The sequence below is a fragment of the Enterobacter cloacae complex sp. ESBL7 genome (assembly GCF_041679625.1).
Classification (GTDB): domain Bacteria; phylum Pseudomonadota; class Gammaproteobacteria; order Enterobacterales; family Enterobacteriaceae; genus Enterobacter; species Enterobacter asburiae_B.
Map to the genome: position 1 here is coordinate 33,135 of NZ_JBGORN010000013.1, position 25,593 is coordinate 58,727.

Here is a 25,593-nt window from a genome sequence, read left to right on the forward strand (position 1 = left end):
TGGATTCTCATCACGTTTAATGGGGGCTAATGCCCCCATTTTTATTGGCTAAATACTTATGACTGACATCAGCCGTACTCAGGCGTGGCTCGAAAGTCTGCGCCCTAAAACGCTTCCTCTGGCCTTTGCCGCGATTATCGTCGGTACCGCCCTTGCCTGGTGGCAGGGTTATTTTGAGCCGCTGGTCGCCGCGCTGGCACTGATTACCGCCGGCCTGCTGCAAATTCTCTCTAATCTCGCCAACGACTACGGCGACGCGGTAAAAGGCAGCGACAAGCCGGACCGCATAGGTCCACTGCGCGGAATGCAGAAAGGGGTGATTACCCAGGCGCAGATGAAACGCGCGCTGATTATCACCGTAGCGCTGATCTGCGTATCCGGCCTTGCGCTGGTGACGGTGGCGTCTAAGACCACCAGCGATTTCATTGGCTTCCTGGTGCTGGGTTTACTGGCCATTATCGCGGCCATCACCTACACCGTCGGCACGCGTCCTTACGGTTATATTGGGCTCGGGGATATCTCCGTACTGGTGTTCTTCGGCTGGCTGAGCGTGATGGGAAGCTGGTACCTGCAGGCGCATACGGTGATCCCTGCCCTGTTCCTGCCCGCGACCGCCTGCGGTCTGCTGGCGACGGCGGTGCTCAACATCAACAACCTGCGCGATATCGACAGCGATCGCGAGAACGGCAAAAACACTCTGGCGGTTCGTCTGGGGCCGGTCAATGCGCGCCGCTATCACGCCTGTCTGCTCATTGGCGCGCTGGTTTGCCTGGCGCTGTTTAACCTGATTTCCTTGCAGAGCCTGTGGGGCTGGCTGTTTGTGCTTGCCGCGCCGCTGCTGATTAAGCAGGCCCGCTTTGTGATGCGTGAACTCAGCCCGTCCGCCATGCCGCCGATGCTGGAACGCACGGTAAAAGGCGCGTTGCTGACTAACCTGTTGTTCGTCATCGGGATTGTGTTAAGCCAGACGCTGCGTTAGCTGACAAATATCAATTAACAATTGATGATTTTGCCAACAACGCATTTCGCACGATATACTGAACACATTCGCAGCAACTGAGCGTTAAACCTATGAAATACGATACCTCCGAGCTTTGTGACATCTACCAGGAAGATGTCAACGTCGTTGAACCGCTGTTCTCCAACTTTGGTGGGAGGTCGTCGTTTGGCGGTCAAATCGTCACGGTGAAATGTTTCGAGGACAACGGGTTGCTGTACGATCTGCTCGAACAGAATGGCCGCGGCCGCGTTCTTGTGGTCGACGGCGGCGGTTCCGTGCGCCGTGCATTAATTGATGCTGAACTGGCCGGCATTGCCGTTCAGAATGAGTGGGAAGGCCTTGTGGTGTATGGTTCCGTACGTCAGGTGGACGATCTGGAAGACCTGGATATCGGGATTCAGGCCATCGCTGCCATACCGGTAGGGGCGGCGGGTGACGGCATCGGCGAAAGCGACGTGCGCGTCAATTTCGGCGGCGTGACCTTCTTCTCCGGGGACCATCTCTACGCCGATAATACCGGCATTATCCTGTCGGAAGACGCGCTGGATATCGAGTAGTAAAAAGTCAGCGAGAACCATAAAAAAGCCGGGTGGCGGCGACGCCTTACCCGGCTTATTTCATCTGTATTTCCCGAGAGAAATTAGACCTCTTCCATACGTCCCAGCAGCGCCTGCAGGCGATCCTGCCAGCCGTTCTGCTGTTCGCGCAGCTGGTTGTTTTCGCGCTCCAGCTCTTCGCGGCCGTGCTGAGCGTTCTGAACTTCCTGCGCCAGGCTGTTGTTCTTCTCTTTCAGCTCTTCAATTTCCATCTGCAGCAGGGTGATGGTGTCAATCGCCTGCTGTACTTTCGATTCCAGTTTCTCAAACACTTCTAAAGACATGATGCTACCTCTCCTGAATTGCAAGGCGACGCTTTAACATAAACGCGCACGACATATACCGTCGATTGTATGGAGCGCGGCGCTCTGTGTCCAGCGACACGCCGCGCAGATCGCGGTTTGCAACACTTTTAGGTCTGGTCCTGGTGTGTTCGCATCATATACCCCTAAATTGTTAACTGATTCGTTAATGAAATGATTCAGCTCACATTCCTGTACTGATGCAAAAATGTGCTTTATGGCGCGAAAACGCTCATTTTATTGACACAGACCACACATTTTGATTTCGATATTTCTCGTTTTTGCTCGTTAACGATAAATTAACACTATGTCTACAGGGCATCGTGGCTGTCACGGGCGGCCATGCTAACAATAAACATCAATTTCTTCAGGATTCCGATTATGAGTCAGACATCAACCTTAAAAGGCCAGTGCATTGCCGAGTTCCTTGGTACCGGGTTGTTGATATTCTTCGGAGTGGGCTGTGTCGCTGCACTGAAAGTGGCGGGTGCCAGTTTTGGTCAGTGGGAAATCAGTATCATCTGGGGTCTGGGCGTGGCGATGGCCATCTACCTGACTGCAGGGGTTTCTGGTGCACATCTTAACCCGGCGGTGACAATCGCACTGTGGCTGTTCGCGTGCTTCGACGGACGCAAAGTTGTTCCTTTCATTCTTTCTCAGTTTGCCGGCGCGTTTTGCGCAGCGGCGTTAGTTTACGGGCTTTATTACAATCTTTTCATCGACTTCGAACAGACGCATCATATGGTACGCGGCAGTGTCGAAAGTCTGGATCTGGCAGGCATCTTCTCAACCTACCCTAACCCGCATATCAATTTTGTGCAGGCGTTCGCAGTTGAAATGGTGATTACCGCTATTCTGATGGGCGTTATCCTGGCGCTGACCGACGACGGAAACGGCATTCCGCGCGGCCCGCTGGCACCCCTGCTGATTGGTTTACTGATTGCGGTGATTGGCGCATCCATGGGCCCGCTGACCGGCTTCGCGATGAACCCGGCACGTGATATCGGACCAAAAGCCTTCGCATTTATCGCAGGCTGGGGTGACGTGGCCTTTACCGGTGGCAAAGACATTCCTTACTTCCTGGTACCGCTGTTTGCGCCGGTTGTCGGGGCTGCGCTGGGTGCGTTTAGCTACCGCAAATTAATTGGTCGCCACTTACCGTGCGACACCTGTGTGGAAGAGGAGAAGGAAACGACTTCTACCGCACAACAAAAAGCTTCGCTGTAATCTGACTACGGGACACATACCATGACCGAAAAAAAATATATCGTTGCGCTCGACCAGGGCACTACCAGCTCCCGCGCTGTCGTAATGGATCATGACGCGAACATCGTCAGCGTGTCACAGCGCGAATTTGAGCAAATTTATCCTCGTCCAGGCTGGGTAGAACATGACCCAATGGAGATTTGGGCATCACAAAGCTCCACGCTGGTCGAAGTGCTGGCGAAAGCCGATATCAGTTCCGACGAGATTGCCGCGATTGGTATTACCAACCAGCGTGAAACGACGATTGTCTGGGAACGCGAAACCGGTAAGCCCATTTACAACGCTATCGTCTGGCAGTGCCGCCGTACATCCGAGATCTGCGAACAGCTGAAGCGCGACGGTATGGAAGAGTACGTGCGCAGCGCCACCGGTCTGGTGGTTGACCCGTATTTCTCCGGCACCAAAGTGAAATGGATCCTCGACCACGTAGAAGGTTCACGCGAGCGTGCTAAACGCGGCGAGCTGCTGTTCGGTACCGTCGATACCTGGCTTATCTGGAAGATGACCCAGGGACGCGTTCACGTGACCGACTACACCAACGCCTCGCGTACCATGCTGTTCAACATCAACACCCTTGAGTGGGATGACAAGATGCTGGACGCGCTGGACATTCCGCGCGCGATGCTGCCTGAAGTGCGTAAGTCTTCCGAAGTGTACGGCCAGACCAACATCGGCGGTAAAGGCGGCACCCGTATTCCTATCGCCGGTATCGCCGGTGACCAGCAGGCGGCGCTGTTCGGCCAGCTGTGCGTCAAGGAAGGGATGGCGAAGAACACCTACGGCACCGGCTGCTTTATGCTGATGAACACCGGCGAGAAGGCGGTGAAATCAGAAAACGGCTTGCTGACCACCATCGCCTGCGGCCCGCGCGGCGAAGTGAACTATGCGCTGGAAGGTGCGGTGTTCATGGCGGGTGCATCCATTCAGTGGCTGCGCGACGAGATGAAGCTGATCAGCGATGCGTTCGACTCCGAGTACTTCGCGACCAAAGTGAAAGACACCAACGGCGTGTACGTGGTACCTGCGTTCACCGGTCTTGGCGCACCGTACTGGGATCCGTATGCACGCGGGGCGATTTTCGGCCTGACGCGCGGTGTGAACTCTAACCACATTATTCGCGCTACTCTCGAATCCATCGCCTACCAGACGCGCGACGTGCTGGAAGCGATGCAGGCTGACTCCGGCATTCGTCTGCACGCCCTGCGCGTGGACGGCGGTGCGGTAGCGAATAACTTCCTGATGCAGTTCCAGTCCGACATTCTCGGCACCCGCGTTGAGCGCCCTGAAGTGCGTGAAGTCACGGCGCTGGGCGCGGCGTACCTTGCCGGTCTGGCGGTAGGCTTCTGGCAGAACCTGGACGAGCTGCAGGAAAAAGCGGTTATCGAACGCGAGTTCCGCCCGGGCATCGAAACCACCGAGCGTAACTTCCGCTACAGCGGCTGGAAAAAAGCGGTGAAACGCGCCCTGGCGTGGGAAGAGCACGAAGAGTAATTCCCCTCACCCCGGCCCTCTCCCCAAAGGGGAGAGGGTGTTTTAAGTCCCCTCGCCCCTTTGGGGAGAGGGGCTCCAACCGCACCGGCCCCCTCACCCCTCCCCACTCTGTGATAAACTTCGTGCAATTCCTTTTGATTGCACGAGTACCTCATGAAACGTGAACTTGCTATCGAGTTTTCCCGCGTCACCGAAGCGGCCGCACTTGCAGGCTATAAATGGCTGGGTCGTGGCGACAAAAATACCGCAGACGGCGCTGCCGTCCATGCCATGCGTATTGTACTTAACCAGGTCAACATCGACGGCACCATCGTGATCGGCGAAGGCGAGATCGACGAAGCGCCGATGCTCTACATCGGTGAAAAAGTCGGTACCGGCAAAGGCGATGCCGTGGATATCGCCGTCGACCCGATCGAAGGCACCCGCATGACGGCGATGGGTCAGGCCAATGCGCTAGCGGTGATGGCCGTGGGCGATAAGGGCTGCTTCCTCAACGCGCCGGATATGTACATGGAAAAGCTGATTGTCGGTCCAGGCGCGAAGGGCGCAATCGACCTTAGCCTGCCGCTGGAAGAGAACCTGCACAACATCGCCAAAGCCCTGGGCAAACCCCTTAGCGAACTCACCGTCACCATTCTGGCGAAACCGCGCCACGACGCCACCATCGCGCAGATGCAAAAGCTCGGCGTGCGCGTGTTTGCTATTCCTGACGGTGACGTTGCCGCCTCGATCCTGACCTGCATGCCGGACAGCGAAGTCGACGTGCTGTACGGCATCGGCGGCGCGCCGGAAGGTGTGGTCTCCGCGGCAGTGATCCGCGCGCTGGATGGCGATATGCAGGCCCGTCTGCTGCCCCGCCATGAGGTGAAAGGCGACAGCGAAGAGAACCGCCGTATCGGGGAAAACGAGCTGGCGCGCTGCGAAGCGATGGGCATCGAGGCCAATAAAGTGCTGGCTCTGGACGAGATGGCGCGTAGCGATAACGTTGTCTTCTCGGCGACCGGCATCACCAAAGGCGATCTGCTGGACGGCATCACCCGCAAGGGTAATATGGTCACCACTGAAACCCTGCTGATTCGCGGTAAATCACGCACCATTCGCCGCATTCAGTCTATCCACTATCTCGACCGCAAAGACCCGGACGTGCAGACGCACATTCTGTAAAACCGTTTGATCGATAGAGCTTTCCGGCCCTGACGGGCTGGAAATTATCACCACAAGTACGGAAGATAGAACAGAGAAACAGCACAGGAGAAGATCATGGCGGACTGGGTAACAGGTAAAGTCACAAAGGTACAGTTCTGGACCGATGCGCTATTTAGTCTCACCGTACATGCTCCCGTTCACCCGTTTAAGGCCGGGCAATTTGCGAAGCTGGGACTGGACGTCGACGGCGAGCGCGTGCAGCGCGCCTACTCTTACGTTAACGCGCCTGATAACCCGGATCTCGAGTTCTATCTGGTCACCGTTCCTGACGGTAAACTCAGCCCGCGCCTTGCAGCGCTTAAGCCCGGCGACGAGGTACAAATTGTGAGTGAAGCGGCAGGCTTCTTTGTGCTCGAAGAGATCCCTGACTGCGACACGCTCTGGATGCTGGCAACCGGTACGGCCATCGGCCCTTATCTCTCTATTTTGCAGTACGGCAAAGATCTGGAGCGCTTTAAAAACATCGTGCTGGTTCACGCTGCGCGCTACGCCGCAGACCTGAGCTATTTGCCGCAAATGCAGGCGCTGGAGCAGCAGTACGGCGGAAAGCTAAAGATTCAGACGGTGGTCAGCCGCGAAACCGTAGCAGGAGCGCTTACCGGCCGCGTGCCGGCGTTAATTGAGAGTGGAGCCCTGGAAGAGGCAGTGGGTTTGCCGCTGAACGCTGAAACCAGCCACGTCATGCTGTGCGGCAACCCGCAGATGGTACGTGACACGCAGCAGCTTCTGAAGGATACCCGGCAGATGACGAAACATCTTCGCCGCCGGCCGGGCCATATGACCGCCGAACACTACTGGTGATCAGCGGTATTTCACCTCAACGGTGTCTTTACCGTATTTGTTTTCGCTCTGGGTGCCAATAAACGCGCCCAGATCGACAATCATCATCACGAAGATGACCGACGGCAGCAGCCTGCCCACGACCCACGGCAGGATGGACGGCAGCATCGCCCAGTTTCCCGCCACCAGCATCCACGCCAGAATAATCAGAAATGCCCACGCGCCGGAACGTCCGCGATCGTGCAGCCGTTTTACGACAACCGCCGCCGTTGGCCATAGCAGACAGACCAGCGCGAAGGCCGCCGTTTGCGTGCTCAGCCAGGCGTTGTAAGCAACGAAAAACAGAAGCAGCATGGCGACAACCCACGTCACCATCCAGATCCAGAAATCACGGCGTCCAATACGCCCTTTGAATGAAAACAGCCACTGCTGTATGGTCATGTAAGGTTCCTTATTATCGTATAGCGCGCATTTTACCCTGGAGTTGTGACCTTTTGACAAGCCGACCAGATATCGTTTTAATCATGAGCACTTACGGCCAGGGGCAATGTTGATGAAAAGTTCGGCACGTTCTCTTTTCCTGTGTTTAGCGCTGGTCAGCGCGGGTTATCCCCTGCACGCCGCCGAAACCACAGCCCCGACCACAGCACCGTATCTGCTGGCGGGCGCACCGTCGTTCGATCAGTCCATCAGCCAGTTTCGTGAAACCTTCAATCAGACCAACCCCACGCTGCCGCTGGATGAGTTTCGCGCCATTGATGGCTCACGCGATACCCCCACACTGACCCGTGCGGCAAGCAAGATTAACGAGAATTTGTATGCTTCCACGGCGCTGGAGCGCGGTACGTTAAAAATCAAAAGCATGCAAATCACCTGGCTGCCGATACAGGGGCCAGAGCAGAAAGCCGCTAAGGCGAAAGCGCTGGAGTACATGAGCGCGGTATTGCAGGCCTTTACCCCTGCGCTGACGAAAAAGCAAAGTCAGCAAAAGCTGCAAAAACTCCTTACCGCCGGGAAAAACAAGCGTTACTACGCTGATACCGAAGGCGCGATCCGCTATGTTGTGGCGGACAACGGCGAAAAAGGACTGACCTTCGCTGTTGAACCGATTAAGCTGGCACTATCTGACACCCTCGGCGGGGCGAATTAATGACAAAAAGCAAAGCCTTTCGAGGGAAAATCTCTATACTGATTCACAGACCATGCTGCCCGACAGGGTGGCCATATTCCTTAATTCGCTTATTTAGCGTGGAGAATTGAAATGCGACATCCTTTAGTGATGGGTAACTGGAAACTGAACGGCAGCCGCCACATGGTAAACGAACTGGTTGCGAACCTGCGTAAAGAGCTGGCTGGCGTGACGGGCTGCGCGGTTGCTATCGCTCCGCCGGATATGTACCTGGATCTGGCTAAACACGCCGCTGACGGCAGCCACATCATTCTGGGCGCGCAGAACGTTGACGTTAACCTGTCTGGCGCGTTCACCGGTGAAACCTCCGCTGAAATGCTGAAAGATATCGGCGCGAAATACATCATCATCGGCCACTCCGAGCGTCGCACCTATCACAAAGAATCCGACGAGTTCATCGCGAAGAAATTCGCCGTGCTGAAAGAGCAGGGCCTGATCCCGGTTCTGTGCATCGGTGAAACCGAAGCGGAAAACGAAGCGGGCAAAACCGAAGAAGTGTGCGCACGTCAGATCGACGCAGTGCTGAAAACCCAGGGCGCGGCAGCGTTCGAAGGCGCGGTAATCGCATACGAGCCAGTCTGGGCGATCGGTACCGGCAAATCTGCAACCCCTGCACAGGCTCAGGCGGTTCACAAATTCATTCGTGACCACATTGCTAAAGCCGACGCGAAGGTCGCTGAGCAAGTGATTATCCAGTACGGCGGTTCCGTAAACGCCTCCAACGCTGCTGAGCTGTTCACCCAGCCAGACATCGATGGCGCGCTGGTTGGCGGTGCATCCCTGAAAGCTGACGCTTTCGCGGTGATCGTTAAGGCAGCAGAAGCGGCTAAACAGGCGTAATTGCCTTTGTGGCGGGTGGCGCTTGCGCTTACCCGCCGCTCTTCTCCCCCCTCTCCCTTAGGGAGAGGGGTGGGGTGAGGGGAAACACCTCGCACCGAACTACACTTTCCCCAGCAAACTAAACCACAGATAATCCAGCGGCAGCAGTACCAGATACGTTGCGATAGCCAGCGCCAAACAGAGCACCATCCCCGCCCTTGCAGGCACCTTCCCGAGCCCCATTGCCACCACAATCGGCGACGCCTGATACGGCAGCAGCGGCGTGGAATAGCCCAATACCTGAATCATGATCACCGACAGCAGCGGGAAACCGGTCGCGTCCGAGAAGCTCTGCGCCAGCGTGGTGTAAAGCGCCGGCACGCCGTTGGCGGTCATAATGAAGTTGAGCGCCGTGGTAATACCGGTAAGCGCCAGGAAGCTGGTGAACGGTCTGTCTGCATCCAGCGGCATAATGCGAAGCAATGCCTCGCCCACGGCCGTTCCGATACCGGTTTGCGTCACCACGATCGCAAGCCCAAGAATGCCCGCGACGTAAATACAGGTACGCATATTCACCCCCGCAGAAAACTCTTCCCCGGTAATGAACCCAATGCGCGGCAGCATAACGATGACCGACGCCGCCAGCCCCGTCCACGCGGGCCCCACGCCGTGCCAGCTCTCCGTGACCCACATCCCCAGCACCACCGCCAGCAGCCAGGCAAGACGCTTTTCATCCCGCCCCATAGGCTCTGACGGCGCCTGTTCCTTCGGCGGTTTTGGGCTGCCGGGAAATAGCCAGCAGATGAGGCCAATCAGAATCAGGCCTTTGAGAATACCGAGCACCGGCGTGTGCAGCAGCAGATACGGGACATAGTTCAGATGGATGCCGTACGAGCCTTCCGCCGCACCGCTCATCACCAGGTTAGGGACGTTAGCAGGCAGGATCGTCGCCGAAAGCTGGAAAGTCCCGAACCCCACCGCCAGCGCCAGCCCGAACCAGGCGCGGGAGCCGTCGGCGATACCGGCGCGTTTTGCCATCGCCGCGACAATCGGCATCAGTAGCGCAATACGTCCCATGTTCGACGGCATCACAAACGCCAGCGCGTAGCTTAGCAGCACCACGCTCGCCACCATCAACACCCAGGAGTCGGTGAGTTTTGCCGACAGCGCCCGGGCGGCCCTGTCCGCCAGTCCGGTTTTACGGATCGCCACGCCAAGCACAAAGCCGCTGAATACCAGCCAGAAAGCAGACGAGGCAAAACCGCCGAAGATGACCTCCGGCGGGGCGATTCTGGCGGTCATCGCCGCCGTGAAGAACAGCAGCGCGGTGATAAATTCCGGCAATAGCGACGTCGCCCACAGCACGATGGTGACGCCAACGATCAGTGAGGGCAGCAGCAGAGGATACGTTAACCAGAGCGACATACCTGTCTCCTGTAGAATTTTTCAGCAAGTCTACGGTGACAGGCAGCCCGAGTAAACGCGATTTATGGTGGGGTTACTTCAGGATAGTGCATTGATGATCCTGCAGTTCCTCCGCGGACGCGCGGTTAAACGTGAGCAGGTTACGCTCGGTCGCAAGCAAAACAAAAGAGCCATCCGACTGCTGCGCCATTGCCAGCGCGAAACGCCCCATATGGTCGCGCGCTTCCGGCAGCTCTTCCGCCAGCATCATAAACGGGCTGCGCTGGACCAGTTCATTCTCCGTTACGCGACGAGCAAGATATTCATGTCCTTCCAGCCCCCCGGGAAGAGGCAGCCACTGGGTGCTGATTTCTCCCTGTGCCGCGTTGAGCTTCTCGCGCACGTCCGGGCGCAGGCAGGAGATATGAATATGAAAATGGTTCTGCGTGCGGCCAGTCGGGGAGTTAATCGTCAGCGAAATGGCGCTGTCAGGCACCTCGGATCCACGCTTCAGGGTCATAAAGCTGCGCGACTGCCACGCCAGCCAGAAAAAGTTCGGCGTATGAGCTTCGGTCAGCAGCGGGCTCTCGGTACCGTTGATGCGATATGTTGGCATCAAAAGGTATTGCAGCGGCCCGTTGCGATCTTTAAATACCACATAGCCTGCATCCGTTTTCACCTGCGCACAGGGTGCCGGGTTACGGTTCTGGATCTGATTCGGCACACACTGGTCGAGAACGATATGGCGCAACGCATTCGGATTACCCGCCTTCATCCAGTACACGCCGCCAGCGGCAAGGGCGATGACAATGAGGAGCAATAAGATAATTTTTTTCACAACGCGTTCCCTGTTTTCAATAGAGGCAAAAGAGTAACGCAAAATGATGACCAAATAAAAAACCCGGCGGATTTCTCACGCCGGGTCACCGTGTCACAGGCTAATGGTTAGCGCTGGCTAATTTGGTCGAAAGTGCCACCGTTGGAGAAGTGCTCTTTCTGCGCTTTCGTCCAGCCGCCAAACACATCGTCAATAGTGAAGAGCTTCAGTTTTGGGAACTCCCCTTCGTATTTCTTGGCGACCGCCGCATCGCGTGGACGATAGAAGTTTTTCGCCGCAATTTCCTGGCCTTCTGGCGAGTACAGATACTTCAGATAGGCTTCCGCCACCGCTTTGGTATCTTTCTTCTCAACCACTTTATCGACCACGGAAACGGTCGGCTCAGCCAGAATCGATTCGCTCGGGGTCACGATCTCGAACTTGTCTTTGCCCAGCTCGTGGGTGGCCAGCAGAGCTTCGTTTTCCCAGGCAATCAGCACGTCGCCAATCCCGCGCTCAACGAAGGTGTTGGTGGCGCCACGCGCGCCGGAGTCCAGCACCTCAACGTTTTTATACAGCGCCTTCACGAATTCCTGCGCTTTGGCCTGGTCGCCATTGTTGTGATGCAGTGCATAGCCCCATGCGCCCAGGTAGTTCCAGCGAGCGCCGCCGGAGCTTTTCGGGTTCGGGGTAATCACAGAAACGCCCGGTTTGATCAGGTCGTTCCAGTCTTTAATTTGTTTCGGGTTTCCTTTACGCACCAGGAAGACGATGGTCGAGGTGTATGGCGCGGAGTTATCCGGCAGGCGTTTGATCCAGTTTTTGTCGATGCGGCCACGCTCGGCGATCGCGTCGACATCGTAGGCCAGCGCCAGGGTCACCACGTCGGCTTCAATACCGTTTATCACGGACGTCGCCTGCTTGCCGGAGCCGCCATGCGACTGGCGAACCACCACGTTATCGCCGGTTTCCTGCTTCCAGTGTGCTGCAAACGCTTTGTTGTATTGCTCGTACAGCTCACGCGTCGGGTCGTATGACACGTTCAGTAACTGGATATCCTTAGCCAGAACGCTGGTCGATGCCAGCAATAATGTTAAACCCACGCCCCATTTATTCATCGCCCAGCTCTCTTGTGTAGTGTTTTGATGAATGCAGCGTGCCAGAAAGCGAATCGAGGATTAAAGAATAAAAAAAGATTGGCTATAACGTAGTGGAATAAAAAAAGCGTGCGCGCATAAAAAGGCCGGGTGGCGGCTACGCCTTACCCGGCCTACGAGTCGTGCTTTGTAGGCCCGGTAAGCGCAGCGCCACCGGGCAACAGAACCGATCAGTACAGTTTTTTCGCGCAGTCCAGCCAGTCACCTTTGAACGGACGCTTCATGTTTTCAATCGCGTCGATGATGTCGTGGTGAACCAGTTTTTCGTTCTGAATACCGACGCAGCGGCCGCCGTGACCCTGCAGCAGCAGATCGATAGCGTACGCGCCCATACGGGACGCCAGAATACGGTCGTAAGGGCCTGGGGAACCGCCGCGCTGGATGTGACCCAGTACGGTCGCGCGGGTTTCGCGTTTGGTTTCGGCTTCGATGTACTTCGCCAGCTCGTCAACGTCGCAGATGTGCTCGGTGATAGCCACGATCGCGTGTTTTTTACCCTTCGCGATGCCCGCTTTGATTTCAGCCACCAGATCTTCACGGCTAAATTCGACTTCTGGCACGACGATAAATTCACAACCGCCCGCAATGGCTGCCGCCAGCGTCAGGTCGCCGCAGTAACGGCCCATCACTTCAACGATAGAGATACGCTGGTGAGAAGAAGAGGTGTCACGCAGACGGTCAATCGCTTCAACAACGGTACCCAGTGCAGTAAAGAAGCCGATAGTGTAGTCAGTACCTTTGATGTCGTTGTCGATGGTGCCCGGCAGACCGATGCACGGGAAGCCCATTTCGGTCAGACGTTTTGCACCCATGTAGGAGCCGTCACCACCGATAACCACCAGGGCGTCCAGGCCGCGTTTCTTCATGTTTTCGATAGCCACTTCACGAACGTGTTCATCACGGAATTCCGGGAAGCGCGCAGAGCCGAGGAAAGTACCGCCACGGTTGATCATGTCAGACACGCTGTAACGGTCGAGCTGAACCATACGATCTTCATACAGGCCCAGATAACCGTCATAAACGCCAAAAACTTCCAGGCCTTCCGTCAGCGCTGCACGGACAACACCACGAATTGCCGCGTTCATGCCCGGCGCATCACCGCCGCTTGTCAACACACCGATTTTCTTAATCATGACTACCTCTGAACTTAGGAATGCAAAATTGAAATCTGTTGCCGGAAGAAACTTATCGACCAACGAATACTGCAAATAGTATATCAATCCCTTCCAGCTGAATTGATTCAGGTCAGACCAAACGGCGGTAATTTATACACAAAATGCTGGCCTGGCTCACTTTTTTACAACGAATTACGAAAGCCCAACATGACCGGGTACAACCGAGCAGGGATCCTGGTGAATGATGACGTCTGAACCAGGAAAACGCTGCAAAATCGCCTGCTCGACCTGCTCAGCAATAACGTGAGCCTGAACCAGTGGCAGGTTGTCTTCCATTTCAATATGAATCTGAATAAAGCGGGTCGGCCCTGACTGCCGCGTTCGAAGATCGTGTGCACCGCTGACGCCGGGCCAGGAGGTCACGATAGAAAAAATTTCATTACGTTCTGAGTCCGGGAGGGCGCGGTCAAGCAGTGATTGCACCGCTTCATACCCCATCCGCAGGGCGCTATATAAAATATAGATACCAATCCCTAACGCAAATAACGCATCGGCGCGATGCCAGCCATACCAGGCCAGACCGAGCGCAATAAGAATAGCCCCATTCATCATAACATCAGATTGATAATGAAGCATATCCGCCCGTACAGCCTGACTTTGCGTTTTGCGAACAACCCAGCGCTGGAACGTTACCAGAACAAGTGTGCATATAAGCGCAACGATCGTCACAACTACGCCCACGCCGGGATCGTTCATCGGTGTCGGCGAAACGAGATGCTGAATGCCGGTTAAAAACAGGAACAGCGCAGAGCCGGAAATGAACATACTTTGCGCCAGCGCGGCCAGCGACTCCGCTTTGCCGTGCCCAAATGTGTGCTCTTCATCCGCTGGCTGCAGCGAGTAACGCACCACCAGCAGGTTGGTCAACGAGGCGGCAATGTCCATCAGCGAGTCCACCAGCGCCGCCAGAATACTGACCGAGCCGGTATACCACCAGGCAAAGATTTTAATCAGTAACAGGCTGGAGGCCATGACGGTCGCCGCAATGGCGGCCCGGCTTACCAGTCTTCCATAGGATTGATTCATAAACGCTCCTGTCATGTCATGCCGCTAGTATAACGGAAGCATGGGGAGTCTAAGGATGAATAAACGGTTAACAGCGCGGATGCGGGGCAAAAAAAACCCCCACATCATGTGGGGGAAGACAGGGATGGTGTCTATGGCAAGGAAAACAGGGTTTACTGGTTACTACGGGTACTGCTATTGCTACTGAAAAACGTCGTTTCTGAGCTTCGCTGCATCCGTGCAACCTCGCGCAGCTGGTCCATTCGCTGCTGATGTCTGGCATTCAAAACCGCTTGCTGCTCGGGCGTTAGCAGATGGAACATCTGGTTGCGGACCTTCGCCATCTCTACCTGGCGGGCAACCTGTTCCTGTGCCATTTTTTCGGCCTGAGCGCGCACAGCGCTTTCGTCAAAATTTTCTGCGGTGACAAGGCGATGCATTGTCTCCATTTCGCTAACATTAACAGGGGGCTGGTCGTGTCGTGCCCTCTGCATCAGATCTCGCATCTGTTGACGCTGATGTTCGGTTAAACTTATGCCGTCAAACATATGGCTTTGGCTGCTGTTCTGCGTTGCGCCCTCTTGTAAGGGACTGTTATCGCTGATGATAGCTTCAGCAGCCTGGCTAAACGCACTGAACGCCAGCGTTGAGGCCATGACGGCAGTGGTAACTTTGCGCATCACTTGCTCCCAAAATCTTTCGTGTCGCGATTCAACGAGAGACAGTCTACGATTCAGGCTGCAAACATGCGTCAGGGGGTGTAAAACAACGTAAAGTCATGGATTAGACAGCCTTGATGTCGTAATTTCTGCCTCGGAGGTATTTAAACAATGAATAAAATCCTGTTAGTTGATGATGACCGAGAGCTCACATCCCTTTTAAAGGAGTTGCTCGACATGGAAGGTTTCAACGTCCTGGTTGCCCATGATGGCGAGCAGGCGCTGAGTCTCCTTGACGACAGCATCGATTTACTTTTGCTCGACGTGATGATGCCGAAGAAAAACGGTATTGATACGTTGAAAGAGCTTCGCCAGACACACCAGACTCCCGTTATTATGCTGACCGCGCGCGGCAGCGAACTTGACCGCGTACTCGGCCTTGAGCTGGGCGCGGATGACTATTTACCCAAGCCGTTTAACGACCGTGAACTGGTTGCCCGTATTCGCGCTATCCTGCGTCGTTCCCACTGGAGCGAACAGCAGCAAAATACCGACAACAGCTCACCTACTCTTGAAGTCGACTCCCTGAGCCTCAACCCGGGCCGTCAGGAAGCGAGCTTTGATGGCCAGACGCTGGAACTGACCGGCACGGAGTTCACCCTGCTGTATCTGCTGGCGCAGCACCTCGGTCAGGTGGTATCGCGTGAACATCTAAGCCAGGAAGTGCTGGGCAAACGCCTCACCCCGTTTGACCGCGCCATCGACATGCACATCTCTAACCTGCGCCGTAAGCTGCCGGAGCGTAAAGACGGTCACCCATGGTTTAAAACCCTGCGTGGTCGCGGTTATCTGATGGTTTCCGCTTCATGATAGGAAGCTTAACCGCCCGCATCTTCGCCATCTTCTGGCTGACGCTGGCACTGGTTTTAATGCTCGTTTTGATGTTGCCAAAACTCGACTCACGCCAGATGACGGAGCTTCTCGACAGCGAGCAACGTCAGGGCGTGATGATCGAGCAGCACGTGGAAGCCGAGCTGGCAAACGATCCGCCGAACGATTTAATGTGGTGGCGCAGGCTGTTTCGCGCTATCGACAAGTGGGCGCCGCCCGGACAACGCCTGCTGCTGGTGACCAGCGAAGGCCGCGTCATTGGGGCCGATCGCAATGAAATGCAGATTATCCGCAACTTCATTGGCCAGGCGGATAATGCCGATCATCCCCAGAAGAAGAAATATGGCCGCGTAGAGATGGTGGGGCCTTTCTCCGTCAGGGACGGAGAGGATAATTATCAGCTCTACCTGATCCGTCCGGCGAGCAACTCCCAGTCTGATTTTATCAACCTGCTGTTTGACCGCCCTCTCCTGCTGCTGATTGTCACCATGCTGGTCAGCTCGCCGCTGCTGTTATGGCTGGCGTGGAGCCTGGCAAAACCGGCGCGTAAGCTGAAGAATGCCGCCGATGAGGTGGCGCAGGGTAACCTGCGACAACACCCTGAACTGGAAGCAGGTCCGCAGGAGTTCCTTGCCGCCGGAACCAGTTTTAACCAGATGGTGAGCGCGCTCGACCGCATGATGACCGCGCAGCAACGTCTGCTGTCGGATATCTCGCACGAGCTGCGTACCCCGCTTACGCGCTTGCAGCTTGGCACCGCGCTGCTGCGCCGCCGCAGCGGTGAGAGCAAAGAGCTGGAGCGTATTGAAACGGAAGCGCACCGCCTGGACAGCATGATCAACGACCTGCTGGTCATGTCGCGCAATCAGCAGAAAAACGCGCTGGTCAGCGAAACGGTGAAAGCGAATCACCTCTGGCACGAGGTGCTGGACAACGCGGCGTTCGAAGCGGAACAGATGGGTAAATCTTTCACCGTCAACTTCCCGCCGGGCCCGTGGCCGCTGTACGGTAACCCCAACACGCTGGAAAGCGCGCTGGAGAACATCGTGCGTAACGCTCTTCGCTACTCGCATACGAAGATTGAGGTGGCGTTCTCGGTGGATAAAGACGGGATCACCGTCATTGTCGATGATGACGGCCCAGGCGTGAGCCCGGAAGACCGCGAGCAGATTTTCCGTCCGTTCTATCGTACCGATGAGGCGCGCGACCGGGAATCGGGCGGCACGGGACTGGGTCTGGCGATTGTTGAAACCGCCATGCAGCAGCACCGCGGCTGGGTGAAAGCCGACGACAGCCCGCTGGGTGGGCTACGGTTAACGCTGTGGCTACCGTTGTATAAGCGTTCGTAGCTGTTAGTGCCGGGTGGCGGCTTCGCCTTACCCGGCCTACTTTCTGCGGAGGACTATTCCCCCCACAATCTCCGCGAATTATCCTCGATCTTGCTGCTTAAACGCCGCTTCTGCATCGTTCTTGTCCAGCTGATGGATAATCCCGCCGCCGACAGCAGGCGGTGATACTGTTCGTCGTCAAACGGCATATGCCAGGCAATGGCGCAGGCGTCATAAACAGACACATCGCTCAGGCGCGACGCCAGCTCAAGCGGCGCGTCCGCTGAAACCTGCCCAGCCAGCACCACGCGATACAGCCAGCCGGTTTTACCCGCTTTTTGCAGCTGGGCCGACATATCCTGAATACCGAAGTGGTAGTTGAGCTTGAAGCACGGCGAGCGTGGCTGCGTCACCTGAATCAGGGCATCGCCCCAGCGGTAGATATCACCGATAAACACGTTCTTTTCGGTGAGCCCTTCGGTGGAGAGATTCTCGCCAAACGCGGGGGCGACGAAGAGGTCCGCCTGCTCGGGAAACTCGGTTTTCCAGTGCTGATAGTGTTCGCGCGGGTAGTGGCACAGCGCGCGATCGGGCCCGCCGTGAATTTTCTTTTCGGCCTGCTCGTCACCCGCAAGCCCGAGGTCGGTTAACGTCAGCTCACCGTCGACCTGAATTTTGGCGATGGCACTCGGGCGGCTGCCGTCGTACTCCCTTACCTTGCCTGTAAACACGTTCACCGGGTAATGCATTGCTGCCTCCATTACGCAGATACAAAAAAAGCGAGTCATAAGACTCGCTTCTCACAGGCGTCAATGCAACCTTATTTTTTAGCGGCGAAACGCGCTGCTGCTTCGTCCCAGTTCACCACGTCCCAGAAGGCTTTGATGTAGTCCGGACGACGGTTCTGGAATTTCAGGTAGTAAGCGTGTTCCCACACGTCCAGACCCAGGATTGGGAAGCCGGATGCGCCAGAAATCGCTTCACCCATCAGCGGGGAGTCCTGGTTAGCAGTAGAAACCACCGCTAGCTTGTCGCCTTTCAGAACCAGCCACGCCCAGCCAGAGCCGAAACGGGTTGCAGCGGCTTTTTCGAATTCCGCTTTGAAGTTGTCAACGGAACCGAAGTCGCGCTCGATAGCCGCTTTCAGGTCGCCCTGCAGGGTGGTACCGGTTTTCAGGCCTTTCCAGAACAGGCTGTGGTTAGCGTGGCCGCCAGCGTTGTTACGCAGAACGGTTTTCTTGTCCGCTGGCAGCTGGTCCAGCTTGGTGATCAGCTCTTCAGCAGACAGGTTAGCGAACTCTGGCAGGCTTTCCAGCGCGGCGTTCGCGTTGTTCACATAGGTCTGGTGGTGTTTAGTGTGATGGATTTCCATCGTCTGCTTGTCGAAATGCGGTTCCAGTGCGTCGTAGGCATACGGCAGGGATGGCAGTGTATAACTCATAATCCTCTCCATTATTGTCGGGCGGCACAGCTGTTAATGCCGCGTAAGCAGTTGGTTCATTATAGTTAATTAAATGATATTGAAAATGATTATCAATGCCGTAGTTTTTATAAGGTTATTCGTTTTCGATTAATCGCGAAATTGTGAGTCTGCTCACGCGGTTAACGTGCTGATTGCCATCCAGAACACATCTGCGGCAACCTTCTGAAGGTCCCCAAACCGCCTAATTTTTACACTCCTCAAGTCGGTGGGAAGCCACTGACGATAAAAACGATGAGGGTGTAAAAATGAATCATGCGATTACGATGGGTATCTTCTGGCATTTGATAGGCGCTGCCAGTGCAGCCTGTTTCTATGCTCCGTTTAAAAAAGTGAGAGGCTGGTCATGGGAAACCATGTGGTCCGTTGGCGGTATCGTGTCCTGGCTGATTTTGCCCTGGACCATTAGCGCCATGCTGCTGCCCGATTTCTGGGGCTACTTCTCCTCCTTCAGCGCCGCCACCCTGCTGCCGGTGTTCCTGTTCGGCGCGATGTGGGGCGTCGGCAACATCAACTATGGCCTCACCATGCGTTATCTCGGCATGTCGATGGGGATTGGTATCGCGATTGGCATCACGCTGATCGTCGGTACCCTGATGACGCCAATTCTCAACGGCAACTTCGACGTGCTTATTAATACTCAGGGTGGGCGGATGACGCTCCTGGGCGTGCTGGTGGCGGTCATTGGCGTAGGAATTGTGACGCGCGCGGGGCAGTTGAAAGAACGCAAGATGGGCATTAAAGCTGAAGATTTTAACCTGAAGAAAGGTCTGCTGCTGGCGGTGATGTGCGGCATTTTCTCGGCCGGCATGTCGTTCGCCATGAACGCCGCCAAACCGATGCACGAAGCGGCGGCCGCGCTGGGCGTCGACCCGCTGTACGTTGCGCTACCAAGCTATGTCGTGATTATGGGTGGCGGCGCGATGGTTAACCTGGGCTTCTGCTTCATTCGTCTGGCAAAAGTAAAAAACCTGTCGGTAAAAGCCGATTTCTCGCTGGCAACATCGCTCATCATCACCAACGTGTTGCTCTCCGCTCTGGGCGGCCTGATGTGGTATTTGCAGTTCTTCTTCTACGCCTGGGGCCACGCCAGCATTCCGGCGCAATACGACTATATAAGCTGGATGCTGCACATGAGTTTCTACGTACTTTGCGGCGGGCTGGTTGGGCTGGTGCTGAAAGAGTGGACGAACGCCGGACGCCGTCCGGTTGGCGTACTGAGCCTCGGCTGCGTGGTGATTATTATCGCTGCCAATATCGTCGGCCTCGGCATGGCAAACTGATTACGCCCCCTTTCGACTGCGATGACGCCACTGTACCGGCGTCATCCCCACCTCGCGGTTAAACACCACTGAAAAGTAGTTACTGTCCTCAAAGCCGCAGCGCATCGCCACATCACTGACCATCCACTCCGTATGCTGGAGGAGATATTGTGCATGGCAGATGCGCAGCTGGCGCAGATAGTGGTTCACCGTCATCCCGGTCAGGGTGCGGAAATGCTGGCGCAACGCGCGCTCGCTGCACTGTTCCTGCTCGCAGAATTTCTCCAGTACAAAGTTTTTATTCAGGCTGCCCGCAAGCCGGGTGATGAGCTTATCCAGCAGCGCTTCCTGCGTTGTGGCGGAGGGGTTATCAGTGGCGTAACGATGGCGCTTCAACGTCATCACCAGCTGGGCGAAAAGCAACTCCGCCAGCTGGTTAGCAACGGGGTCGTTCTTCTGGCTCTCCTGCTCCAGTTGAGAAATAACCTGCCGTACCTGAGCCATGCCGCTACTGCTTAAGCGCCAGTGCGGAGAACCCTTAGCATCAAGAAAGCCCGGAATGCTCGCGGCCCAGTCCACGTTAAGCTTGAGCCTGTCCGGACAGTAAATAACGTTTTGCAGCACCAGGTCGTTAACCGAGGCGTAGGAGTGTTTATCATCCGCGCGAATGTAGAACAGGTCTCCGCGCGTGATGCGGTAGGGACGGTCGTTGAGGATGTGCAGGCCGTTACCGCGCCAAACCAGCACCAGCTCGCAAAACTCGTGGGTATGTTCGGCAAAGACGTCCTGCGGGTAGCGATCGGCCACCGTGACGGCCTGACTCGCGGAGGCAAAAAAAACATCTTTGCGAAGAATTAACTGAGCAGCCACACCACGACCTCTACGCCGAATAACCTGACACTATTAGCTTTTTTGCGGAAATAAAACGGTGACTGCCCTCGCGTTACTGAAGCATCGCGTCTTTTCCCTGGCGAATATCGCGCGGAGACCAGTTAAATTCCCGGCGAAATAGCGTTGAAAAGTGATTGCTGTCGCCAAAACCGCAGCAATAGGCAATATCCGTGACGCTATCGTCGGTATGACGTAAAAGATGACGCGCTTTGATCAGGCGCAGACGGTTAAGGTAGCGTTGCGGCGTCAGCCCGGTGTGCTGCTTAAGCTGGCGATGCAGGGTACGCAGCGACAGTGAAAAATCATCCGCAAGGGTTTCCCAGCAGACATCCTCGGCAAAATGATCTTCCAGCCAGGCCAGCAGATGGTTCAGGCGCGCGTTGTTATCTTCCAGCCCTTCCACCAGGCTGCTGCGGCGCAGCAGCACCAGAAGCTGCATAAACAGCAGTTCGCGCGTGGCAATGGCGTGCGTCTCCTGCCCGTCCTCGCTCTTCTCCATCTGGCTCACCAGCTGACGCACCTGCTGCAGGATGGACTGATTCACCCGCCAGTGCGACGGATAGTGTCCGTCTTGCTCCTGGGGCAACAGCTGGCTCAGCCCCGAAAGAAACTGGAACGCGTCCGGGGAACGGTAAAGCACATTCGTCAGATACAGGTTGTCGGTATGTTCATACAGGTGCCGGTCGTGGTCGCGCACGAAGCACACCGTACCGCCGCTGATGGTATAGGGCTGGCCATTGAAAACATGAATACCCGTCCCGCGCTCAACAATCACAATTTCGTGAAAATCATGATGATGCTCCGGGAACGCAGCCTGAGGAAGCCGTGGCTCAATCGCGACAGGCGAACCTCCTGAAGGAAAAAAATCCACGCAGTGCAGTACGGTCATAACGGCCCCCACCAATGAAAAATGTTCTCAAAATAGTAATTAAGGCCTCCCACACTCACCTTCAATTTTTGGCAGTAAACCTCGCAAAAGCTGTCCATTTTTCAAGAAACAGGGGGAAAGATCGGGAAATGCGCTCAGCGTCACACTGCCTGAGCATCCCGTCACTGCTGGAAACTGTGAACGCCCTCACATTCACCTTTGCTTTCTTGCCAGCGCGAGATTTGGCCTGTCAGTGGTGAGAAGGTGACTTTTTCTTCCCTTTTTTACACTCACCGCTAATGACTTAAGAAAGGACCTGACCATGACTTTTCGCCATTGTGTGGCTGTCGATTTAGGCGCATCCAGCGGCCGCGTAATGCTCGCGAGCTGGGACCGTGAGCAGCACACGCTTTCGCTTCGCGAAATGCACCGTTTCGCCAACTGCCTGCAAAAGCAGGACGGTTTTGATACCTGGGATATCGATGCCCTGGAGGCAGAGATCCGTACCGGACTGAACAACGTCTGCAACGATGGCATTCGCATCGACAGCATCGGCATTGATACCTGGGGCGTAGACTTCGTTCTGCTTGATAGCCATGGCGAGCGCGTCGGCTTGCCGGTTTCTTATCGCGACAGCCGTACCGACGGCCTGATGGCGAACGCTATCGCCCAGCTTGGCAAGGACAACATCTACGGGCGCAGCGGCATTCAGTTTCTGCCGTTTAACACGCTCTATCAGCTGCGTGCCCTGGTCGAGCAACAGCCGGAGCTGGTCGCGGACGTGGCCCATGCGCTGCTGATCCCGGACTACCTGAGCTATCGCCTGACCGGCAACATGAACTGGGAATATACCAACGCCACCACCACACAGCTGGTCAATATCAACTCGGATAGCTGGGATGAACATCTGCTGGCCTGGACGGGGGCGTCGCCTTCCTGGTTCGGCACACCCACCCACCCGGGTAACGTGATCGGTCACTGGATTTGCCCCCAGGGGAACGCAATCCCTGTCGTTGCCGTCGCCAGCCACGATACCGCCAGCGCGGTAATAGCGTCCCCACTTGCAAGTAAAGACGCGGCTTACCTCTCGTCCGGCACCTGGTCGCTGATGGGCTTTGAGAGCAAAACCCCGTACGCCAGCGATGCCGCGATGGCGGCAAACATTACCAACGAAGGCGGTGCCGAAGGCCGCTACCGCGTACTGAAAAACATCATGGGGCTGTGGCTGCTCCAGCGGGTGCTGAAAGAGCAGAACGTTACCGACCTGCCCGCGCTTATCGCCGAAACCGAGAAGCTGAAGGCCTGTACGTTCCTGATCAACCCGAACGATGACCGCTTTATCAACCCGGCGCACATGAGCGCCGAAATTCAGGCCGCCTGCGTCGAGGGCGGGCAGCCGGTGCCGTCGAGCCCTTCCGAACTTGCGCGCTGCATTTTTGACAGCCTCGCCCTGCTGTATGCCGACATCCTCAGCGAGCTGGCGAGCCTTCGCGGAAAACCGTTCAGCCAGCTGCATATCGTGGGCGGCGGCTGCCAGAACCAGCTGCTGAACCAGCTCTGCGCCGATGCCTGCGGCATCACCGTAGTGGCGGGTCCCGTGGAGGCCTCCACGCTCGGGAATATCGGCATTCAGCTGATGACCCTGGACGAACTTTCCAGCGTTGATGACTTCCGTTCTGTGGTGGCGGCTAACGCCAGCCTGACCACCTTCACCCCCAATCCCTGCCGTGAAATTGCTCGCTTTCGGGCGCAGTTTCAGCAAAACCGACTGACTAAGGAGCTTTGCGCATGACAACTCAATTAGAACAAGCCTGGGGCCTGGCTAAACAGCGTTTCGCCGCCGTCGGCGTGGATGTCGAAGAGGCGCTGCGCCAGCTCGACCGTCTGCCCGTCTCCATGCACTGCTGGCAGGGCGATGACGTCGCCGGTTTCGAGAACCCAGGCGGTTCCCTGACGGGTGGTATTCAGGCCACCGGTAACTACCCCGGCAAAGCGCGTAACGCGACCGAACTGCGCGCCGACCTGGAGCTGGCGCTGAGCCTGATCCCGGGGCCAAAACGCCTGAACCTGCATGCGATTTACCTCGAATCCGACGAGCCGGTGGCGCGCAACGAAATAAAACCGGAACACTTTAAGAACTGGGTAGAGTGGGCGAAAGCCAACCGGCTGGGCCTGGACTTTAATCCGTCCTGCTTCTCACATCCGCTGAGCGCGGACGGTTTTACCCTCGCCCACGCGGACGACGACATCCGCCAGTTCTGGATCGACCACGTGAAGGTCAGCCGCCGCGTTTCGGCGTATTTCGGCGAACAGCTCGGCACGCCGTCGGTGATGAACATCTGGATCCCGGACGGCATGAAGGACATCACCGTCGATCGCCTGGCCCCGCGCCAGCGCCTGCTGGCCGCGCTGGATGAGGCCATCAGCGAGAAGCTGGACCCGGCGCACCACATCGACGCCGTAGAGAGCAAGCTGTTCGGCATTGGCGCCGAGAGCTACACCGTGGGCTCGAACGAGTTCTACATGGGTTACGCCACCAGCCGCCAGACCGCGCTGTGTCTGGATGCCGGCCACTTCCACCCGACCGAGGTGATCTCCGACAAAATCTCCGCCGCCATGCTCTACGTGCCGCGCCTGCTGCTGCACGTCAGCCGTCCGGTGCGCTGGGACAGCGATCACGTGGTGCTGCTGGATGACGAAACCCAGGCGATTGCCAGCGAAATCATCCGTCACGACCTCTTTGACCGCGTACATATCGGCCTCGACTTCTTCGATGCCTCCATCAACCGCATCGCGGCGTGGGTTATCGGCACCCGCAACATGAAGAAAGCCCTGCTGCGCGCGCTGCTGGAGCCTGTCGCCGCGCTGAAACAGCTGGAGGCTAACGGCGACTACACCGCCCGTCTGGCGCTGCTGGAAGAGCAGAAATCCCTGCCGTGGCAGGCGGTGTGGGAGATGTACTGTCAGCGTAACGACGCCCCGGCGGGCAGCCAGTGGCTGGACAACGTGCGGGCATACGAGAAAGACGTGTTGAGTCAGCGCGGGTAATTTTGCCCTCACCCTAACCCTCTCCCACAGGGAGAGGAAACTTTTACCCCCTCTCCCTGTGGGAGAGGGCCGGGGAGAGGGTTCAACCTCACCGCGATAACTGGAAAATGAAGACTATGCAGACCATCACCACTTCCTGGTTCGTCCAGGGCATGATCAAAGCCACCTCCGACGCCTGGCTGAAGGGCTGGGACGAGCGCAACGGCGGCAACCTGACGCTGCGCCTGGACGACGCGGATATCGAACCGTTCGCGGCCGATTTTCACCAGAAGCCGCGCTATATCGCGCTGAGCCAGCCGATGCCGCTGCTCGCCAACACGCCGTTTATCGTCACCGGTTCCGGCAAGTTCTTCCGTAACGTCCAGCTCGACCCGGAGGCCAACCTCGGCGTGGTGAAAGTGGACAGCGACGGCGCGGGCTACCACATTCTGTGGGGCCTGACCGACGAGGCGGTGCCTACCTCCGAACTGCCGGCGCATTTCCTCTCCCACTGCGAGCGCATCAGGGCGACTAACGGCAAAGACCGCGTGATCATGCACTGCCACGCCACCAACCTGATCGCCCTGACCTACGTGCTGGAAAACAGCGCCGACTTCATCACCCGCAAGCTGTGGGAAGGCAGTACCGAGTGTCTGGTGGTGTTCCCGGACGGCGTGGGCATTCTGCCGTGGATGGTGCCGGGTACCGACGAAATCGGCCAGGCAACCGCCGTCGATATGCAAAAACACTCTCTGGTGCTGTGGCCGTTCCACGGCGTATTCGGCAGCGGCCCAACGCTGGATGAAACCTTTGGCCTGATCGACACCGCCGAGAAATCAGCGGAAGTGCTGGTGAAGGTGTACTCCATGGGCGGCATGAAGCAGACCATTTCCCGGGAAGAACTCATCGCCCTCGGCAAGCGCTTTGGCGTGAGTCCGCTGCAATCCGCGCTGGATTTATACGCATAACGCCTTCGCAGG

Annotated in this window: 26 protein-coding genes; 14 read left to right on the top strand and 12 right to left on the bottom strand. The window is 56.6% G+C overall.

Features of this window, described 5'->3' with window-relative positions; all coding sequences use genetic code 11:
• Positions 1-58 precede the first annotated feature (58 nt).
• Together menA and rraA are read left to right on the top strand one after the other, a co-directional pair.
• On the top strand, positions 59-979 hold the full coding sequence (gene menA / locus ACERY3_RS23100; RefSeq protein ID WP_069303426.1) for a 1,4-dihydroxy-2-naphthoate polyprenyltransferase: 921 nt from the start codon (positions 59-61) through the stop codon (positions 977-979).
• Between the two features lie 92 nt (positions 980-1,071).
• On the top strand, positions 1,072-1,557 hold the full coding sequence (gene rraA / locus ACERY3_RS23105) for a ribonuclease E activity regulator RraA (RefSeq protein ID WP_032662736.1): 486 nt from the start codon (positions 1,072-1,074) through the stop codon (positions 1,555-1,557).
• An 83-nt stretch (positions 1,558-1,640) separates the two neighbouring features.
• On the opposite strand, the gene zapB is transcribed toward rraA, so the two are convergent.
• A complete protein-coding gene (gene zapB / locus ACERY3_RS23110) occupies positions 1,641-1,880 on the bottom strand; it encodes a septal ring assembly protein ZapB (RefSeq protein ID WP_010436935.1) in 240 nt (79 codons plus the stop codon).
• Positions 1,881-2,279: 399 nt separating this feature from the next.
• Here zapB and ACERY3_RS23115 point away from each other — a divergent pair, with 399 nt between their 5' ends.
• The 4 genes from ACERY3_RS23115 to fpr all read left to right on the top strand — a co-directional run bounded on the left by ACERY3_RS23115 (position 2,280) and on the right by fpr (position 6,662).
• On the top strand, positions 2,280-3,125 hold the full coding sequence (locus ACERY3_RS23115) for an MIP/aquaporin family protein (RefSeq protein WP_014885705.1): 846 nt from the start codon (positions 2,280-2,282) through the stop codon (positions 3,123-3,125).
• A gap of 21 nt (positions 3,126-3,146) precedes the next feature.
• Complete coding sequence (gene glpK, locus ACERY3_RS23120; RefSeq protein ID WP_023309688.1) at positions 3,147-4,655, top strand: glycerol kinase GlpK; 1,509 nt, start codon at positions 3,147-3,149, stop codon at positions 4,653-4,655.
• A 153-nt stretch (positions 4,656-4,808) separates the two neighbouring features.
• Positions 4,809-5,819 carry a class II fructose-bisphosphatase gene (glpX, locus tag ACERY3_RS23125; protein ID WP_373226577.1) on the top strand — a complete coding sequence of 337 codons (1,011 nt, stop codon included), beginning with the start codon at positions 4,809-4,811 and terminating at the stop codon, positions 5,817-5,819.
• 96 nt (positions 5,820-5,915) lie between these two features.
• Positions 5,916-6,662, top strand: coding sequence for a ferredoxin--NADP(+) reductase (gene fpr / locus ACERY3_RS23130; protein WP_048978880.1), 747 nt, complete (start codon positions 5,916-5,918; stop codon positions 6,660-6,662).
• Here fpr and ACERY3_RS23135 read toward each other — a convergent pair whose 3' ends face one another.
• The gene (locus ACERY3_RS23135; RefSeq protein WP_023293600.1) at positions 6,663-7,082 is read right to left on the bottom strand and encodes a DUF805 domain-containing protein; all 420 of its coding nucleotides are present in this window, start codon (positions 7,080-7,082) and stop codon (positions 6,663-6,665) included. It lies immediately after the preceding gene.
• 112 nt (positions 7,083-7,194) lie between these two features.
• Here ACERY3_RS23135 and ACERY3_RS23140 point away from each other — a divergent pair, with 112 nt between their 5' ends.
• Together ACERY3_RS23140 and tpiA are read left to right on the top strand one after the other, a co-directional pair.
• Positions 7,195-7,791, top strand: a complete 597-nt coding sequence (locus tag ACERY3_RS23140) for a DUF1454 family protein (RefSeq protein ID WP_047059172.1) — start codon at positions 7,195-7,197, stop codon at positions 7,789-7,791.
• A gap of 111 nt (positions 7,792-7,902) precedes the next feature.
• Entirely contained in the window at positions 7,903-8,670 is a 768-nt protein-coding gene (tpiA, locus tag ACERY3_RS23145; protein ID WP_014172206.1) for a triose-phosphate isomerase, read from the top strand.
• Between the two features lie 99 nt (positions 8,671-8,769).
• On the opposite strand, the gene ACERY3_RS23150 is transcribed toward tpiA, so the two are convergent.
• From ACERY3_RS23150 to cpxP, 6 genes are all read right to left on the bottom strand, one after another.
• Positions 8,770-10,074, bottom strand: coding sequence for an SLC13 family permease (locus ACERY3_RS23150; protein ID WP_211438796.1), 1,305 nt, complete (start codon positions 10,072-10,074; stop codon positions 8,770-8,772).
• Between the two features lie 73 nt (positions 10,075-10,147).
• Complete coding sequence (locus tag ACERY3_RS23155) at positions 10,148-10,891, bottom strand: CDP-diacylglycerol diphosphatase (RefSeq protein ID WP_058841956.1); 744 nt, start codon at positions 10,889-10,891, stop codon at positions 10,148-10,150.
• Positions 10,892-10,998: 107 nt separating this feature from the next.
• Positions 10,999-11,988: a sulfate ABC transporter substrate-binding protein gene (locus tag ACERY3_RS23160; protein ID WP_023309695.1), complete on the bottom strand. Its 990-nt coding sequence runs from the start codon at positions 11,986-11,988 to the stop codon at positions 10,999-11,001.
• Between the two features lie 209 nt (positions 11,989-12,197).
• The gene (gene pfkA / locus ACERY3_RS23165; RefSeq protein ID WP_023309696.1) at positions 12,198-13,160 is read right to left on the bottom strand and encodes a 6-phosphofructokinase; all 963 of its coding nucleotides are present in this window, start codon (positions 13,158-13,160) and stop codon (positions 12,198-12,200) included.
• 174 nt (positions 13,161-13,334) lie between these two features.
• On the bottom strand, positions 13,335-14,228 hold the full coding sequence (gene fieF / locus ACERY3_RS23170) for a CDF family cation-efflux transporter FieF (RefSeq protein WP_023309697.1): 894 nt from the start codon (positions 14,226-14,228) through the stop codon (positions 13,335-13,337).
• Between the two features lie 152 nt (positions 14,229-14,380).
• Complete coding sequence (gene cpxP, locus ACERY3_RS23175) at positions 14,381-14,887, bottom strand: cell-envelope stress modulator CpxP (RefSeq protein ID WP_373226578.1); 507 nt, start codon at positions 14,885-14,887, stop codon at positions 14,381-14,383.
• 150 nt (positions 14,888-15,037) lie between these two features.
• Between cpxP and cpxR the strand changes: the two genes are divergently transcribed.
• Positions 15,038-15,736, top strand: coding sequence for an envelope stress response regulator transcription factor CpxR (gene cpxR / locus ACERY3_RS23180; protein WP_006179159.1), 699 nt, complete (start codon positions 15,038-15,040; stop codon positions 15,734-15,736).
• Entirely contained in the window at positions 15,733-17,106 is a 1,374-nt protein-coding gene (gene cpxA / locus ACERY3_RS23185; RefSeq protein WP_023309731.1) for an envelope stress sensor histidine kinase CpxA, read from the top strand. The genes cpxR and cpxA overlap by 4 nt, the downstream gene beginning before the upstream one ends.
• 53 nt (positions 17,107-17,159) lie before the next feature.
• On the opposite strand, the gene yiiM is transcribed toward cpxA, so the two are convergent.
• The gene (gene yiiM / locus ACERY3_RS23190) at positions 17,160-17,834 is read right to left on the bottom strand and encodes a 6-hydroxyaminopurine reductase (protein WP_058841955.1); all 675 of its coding nucleotides are present in this window, start codon (positions 17,832-17,834) and stop codon (positions 17,160-17,162) included.
• Positions 17,835-17,905: 71 nt separating this feature from the next.
• Positions 17,906-18,526: a superoxide dismutase [Mn] gene (sodA, locus tag ACERY3_RS23195; RefSeq protein WP_004203668.1), complete on the bottom strand. Its 621-nt coding sequence runs from the start codon at positions 18,524-18,526 to the stop codon at positions 17,906-17,908.
• A 287-nt stretch (positions 18,527-18,813) separates the two neighbouring features.
• On the opposite strand from sodA, the gene rhaT reads away from it, so the two are divergent.
• Positions 18,814-19,848 carry an L-rhamnose/proton symporter RhaT gene (gene rhaT / locus ACERY3_RS23200; RefSeq protein WP_058841954.1) on the top strand — a complete coding sequence of 345 codons (1,035 nt, stop codon included), beginning with the start codon at positions 18,814-18,816 and terminating at the stop codon, positions 19,846-19,848.
• On the opposite strand, the gene rhaR is transcribed toward rhaT, so the two are convergent.
• Together rhaR and rhaS are read right to left on the bottom strand one after the other, a co-directional pair.
• Positions 19,849-20,697 carry an HTH-type transcriptional activator RhaR gene (rhaR, locus tag ACERY3_RS23205; protein WP_058841953.1) on the bottom strand — a complete coding sequence of 283 codons (849 nt, stop codon included), beginning with the start codon at positions 20,695-20,697 and terminating at the stop codon, positions 19,849-19,851.
• Positions 20,698-20,770: 73 nt separating this feature from the next.
• Positions 20,771-21,607: an HTH-type transcriptional activator RhaS gene (gene rhaS / locus ACERY3_RS23210; protein ID WP_058841952.1), complete on the bottom strand. Its 837-nt coding sequence runs from the start codon at positions 21,605-21,607 to the stop codon at positions 20,771-20,773.
• A gap of 301 nt (positions 21,608-21,908) precedes the next feature.
• Here rhaS and rhaB point away from each other — a divergent pair, with 301 nt between their 5' ends.
• The 3 genes from rhaB to rhaD all read left to right on the top strand — a co-directional run bounded on the left by rhaB (position 21,909) and on the right by rhaD (position 25,581).
• On the top strand, positions 21,909-23,378 hold the full coding sequence (gene rhaB / locus ACERY3_RS23215) for a rhamnulokinase (RefSeq protein ID WP_058841951.1): 1,470 nt from the start codon (positions 21,909-21,911) through the stop codon (positions 23,376-23,378).
• Positions 23,375-24,634: an L-rhamnose isomerase gene (rhaA, locus tag ACERY3_RS23220; RefSeq protein WP_058841950.1), complete on the top strand. Its 1,260-nt coding sequence runs from the start codon at positions 23,375-23,377 to the stop codon at positions 24,632-24,634. The genes rhaB and rhaA overlap by 4 nt, the downstream gene beginning before the upstream one ends.
• A gap of 116 nt (positions 24,635-24,750) precedes the next feature.
• Positions 24,751-25,581 carry a rhamnulose-1-phosphate aldolase gene (rhaD, locus tag ACERY3_RS23225; RefSeq protein ID WP_058841949.1) on the top strand — a complete coding sequence of 277 codons (831 nt, stop codon included), beginning with the start codon at positions 24,751-24,753 and terminating at the stop codon, positions 25,579-25,581.
• Positions 25,582-25,593: the final 12 nt, after the last annotated feature.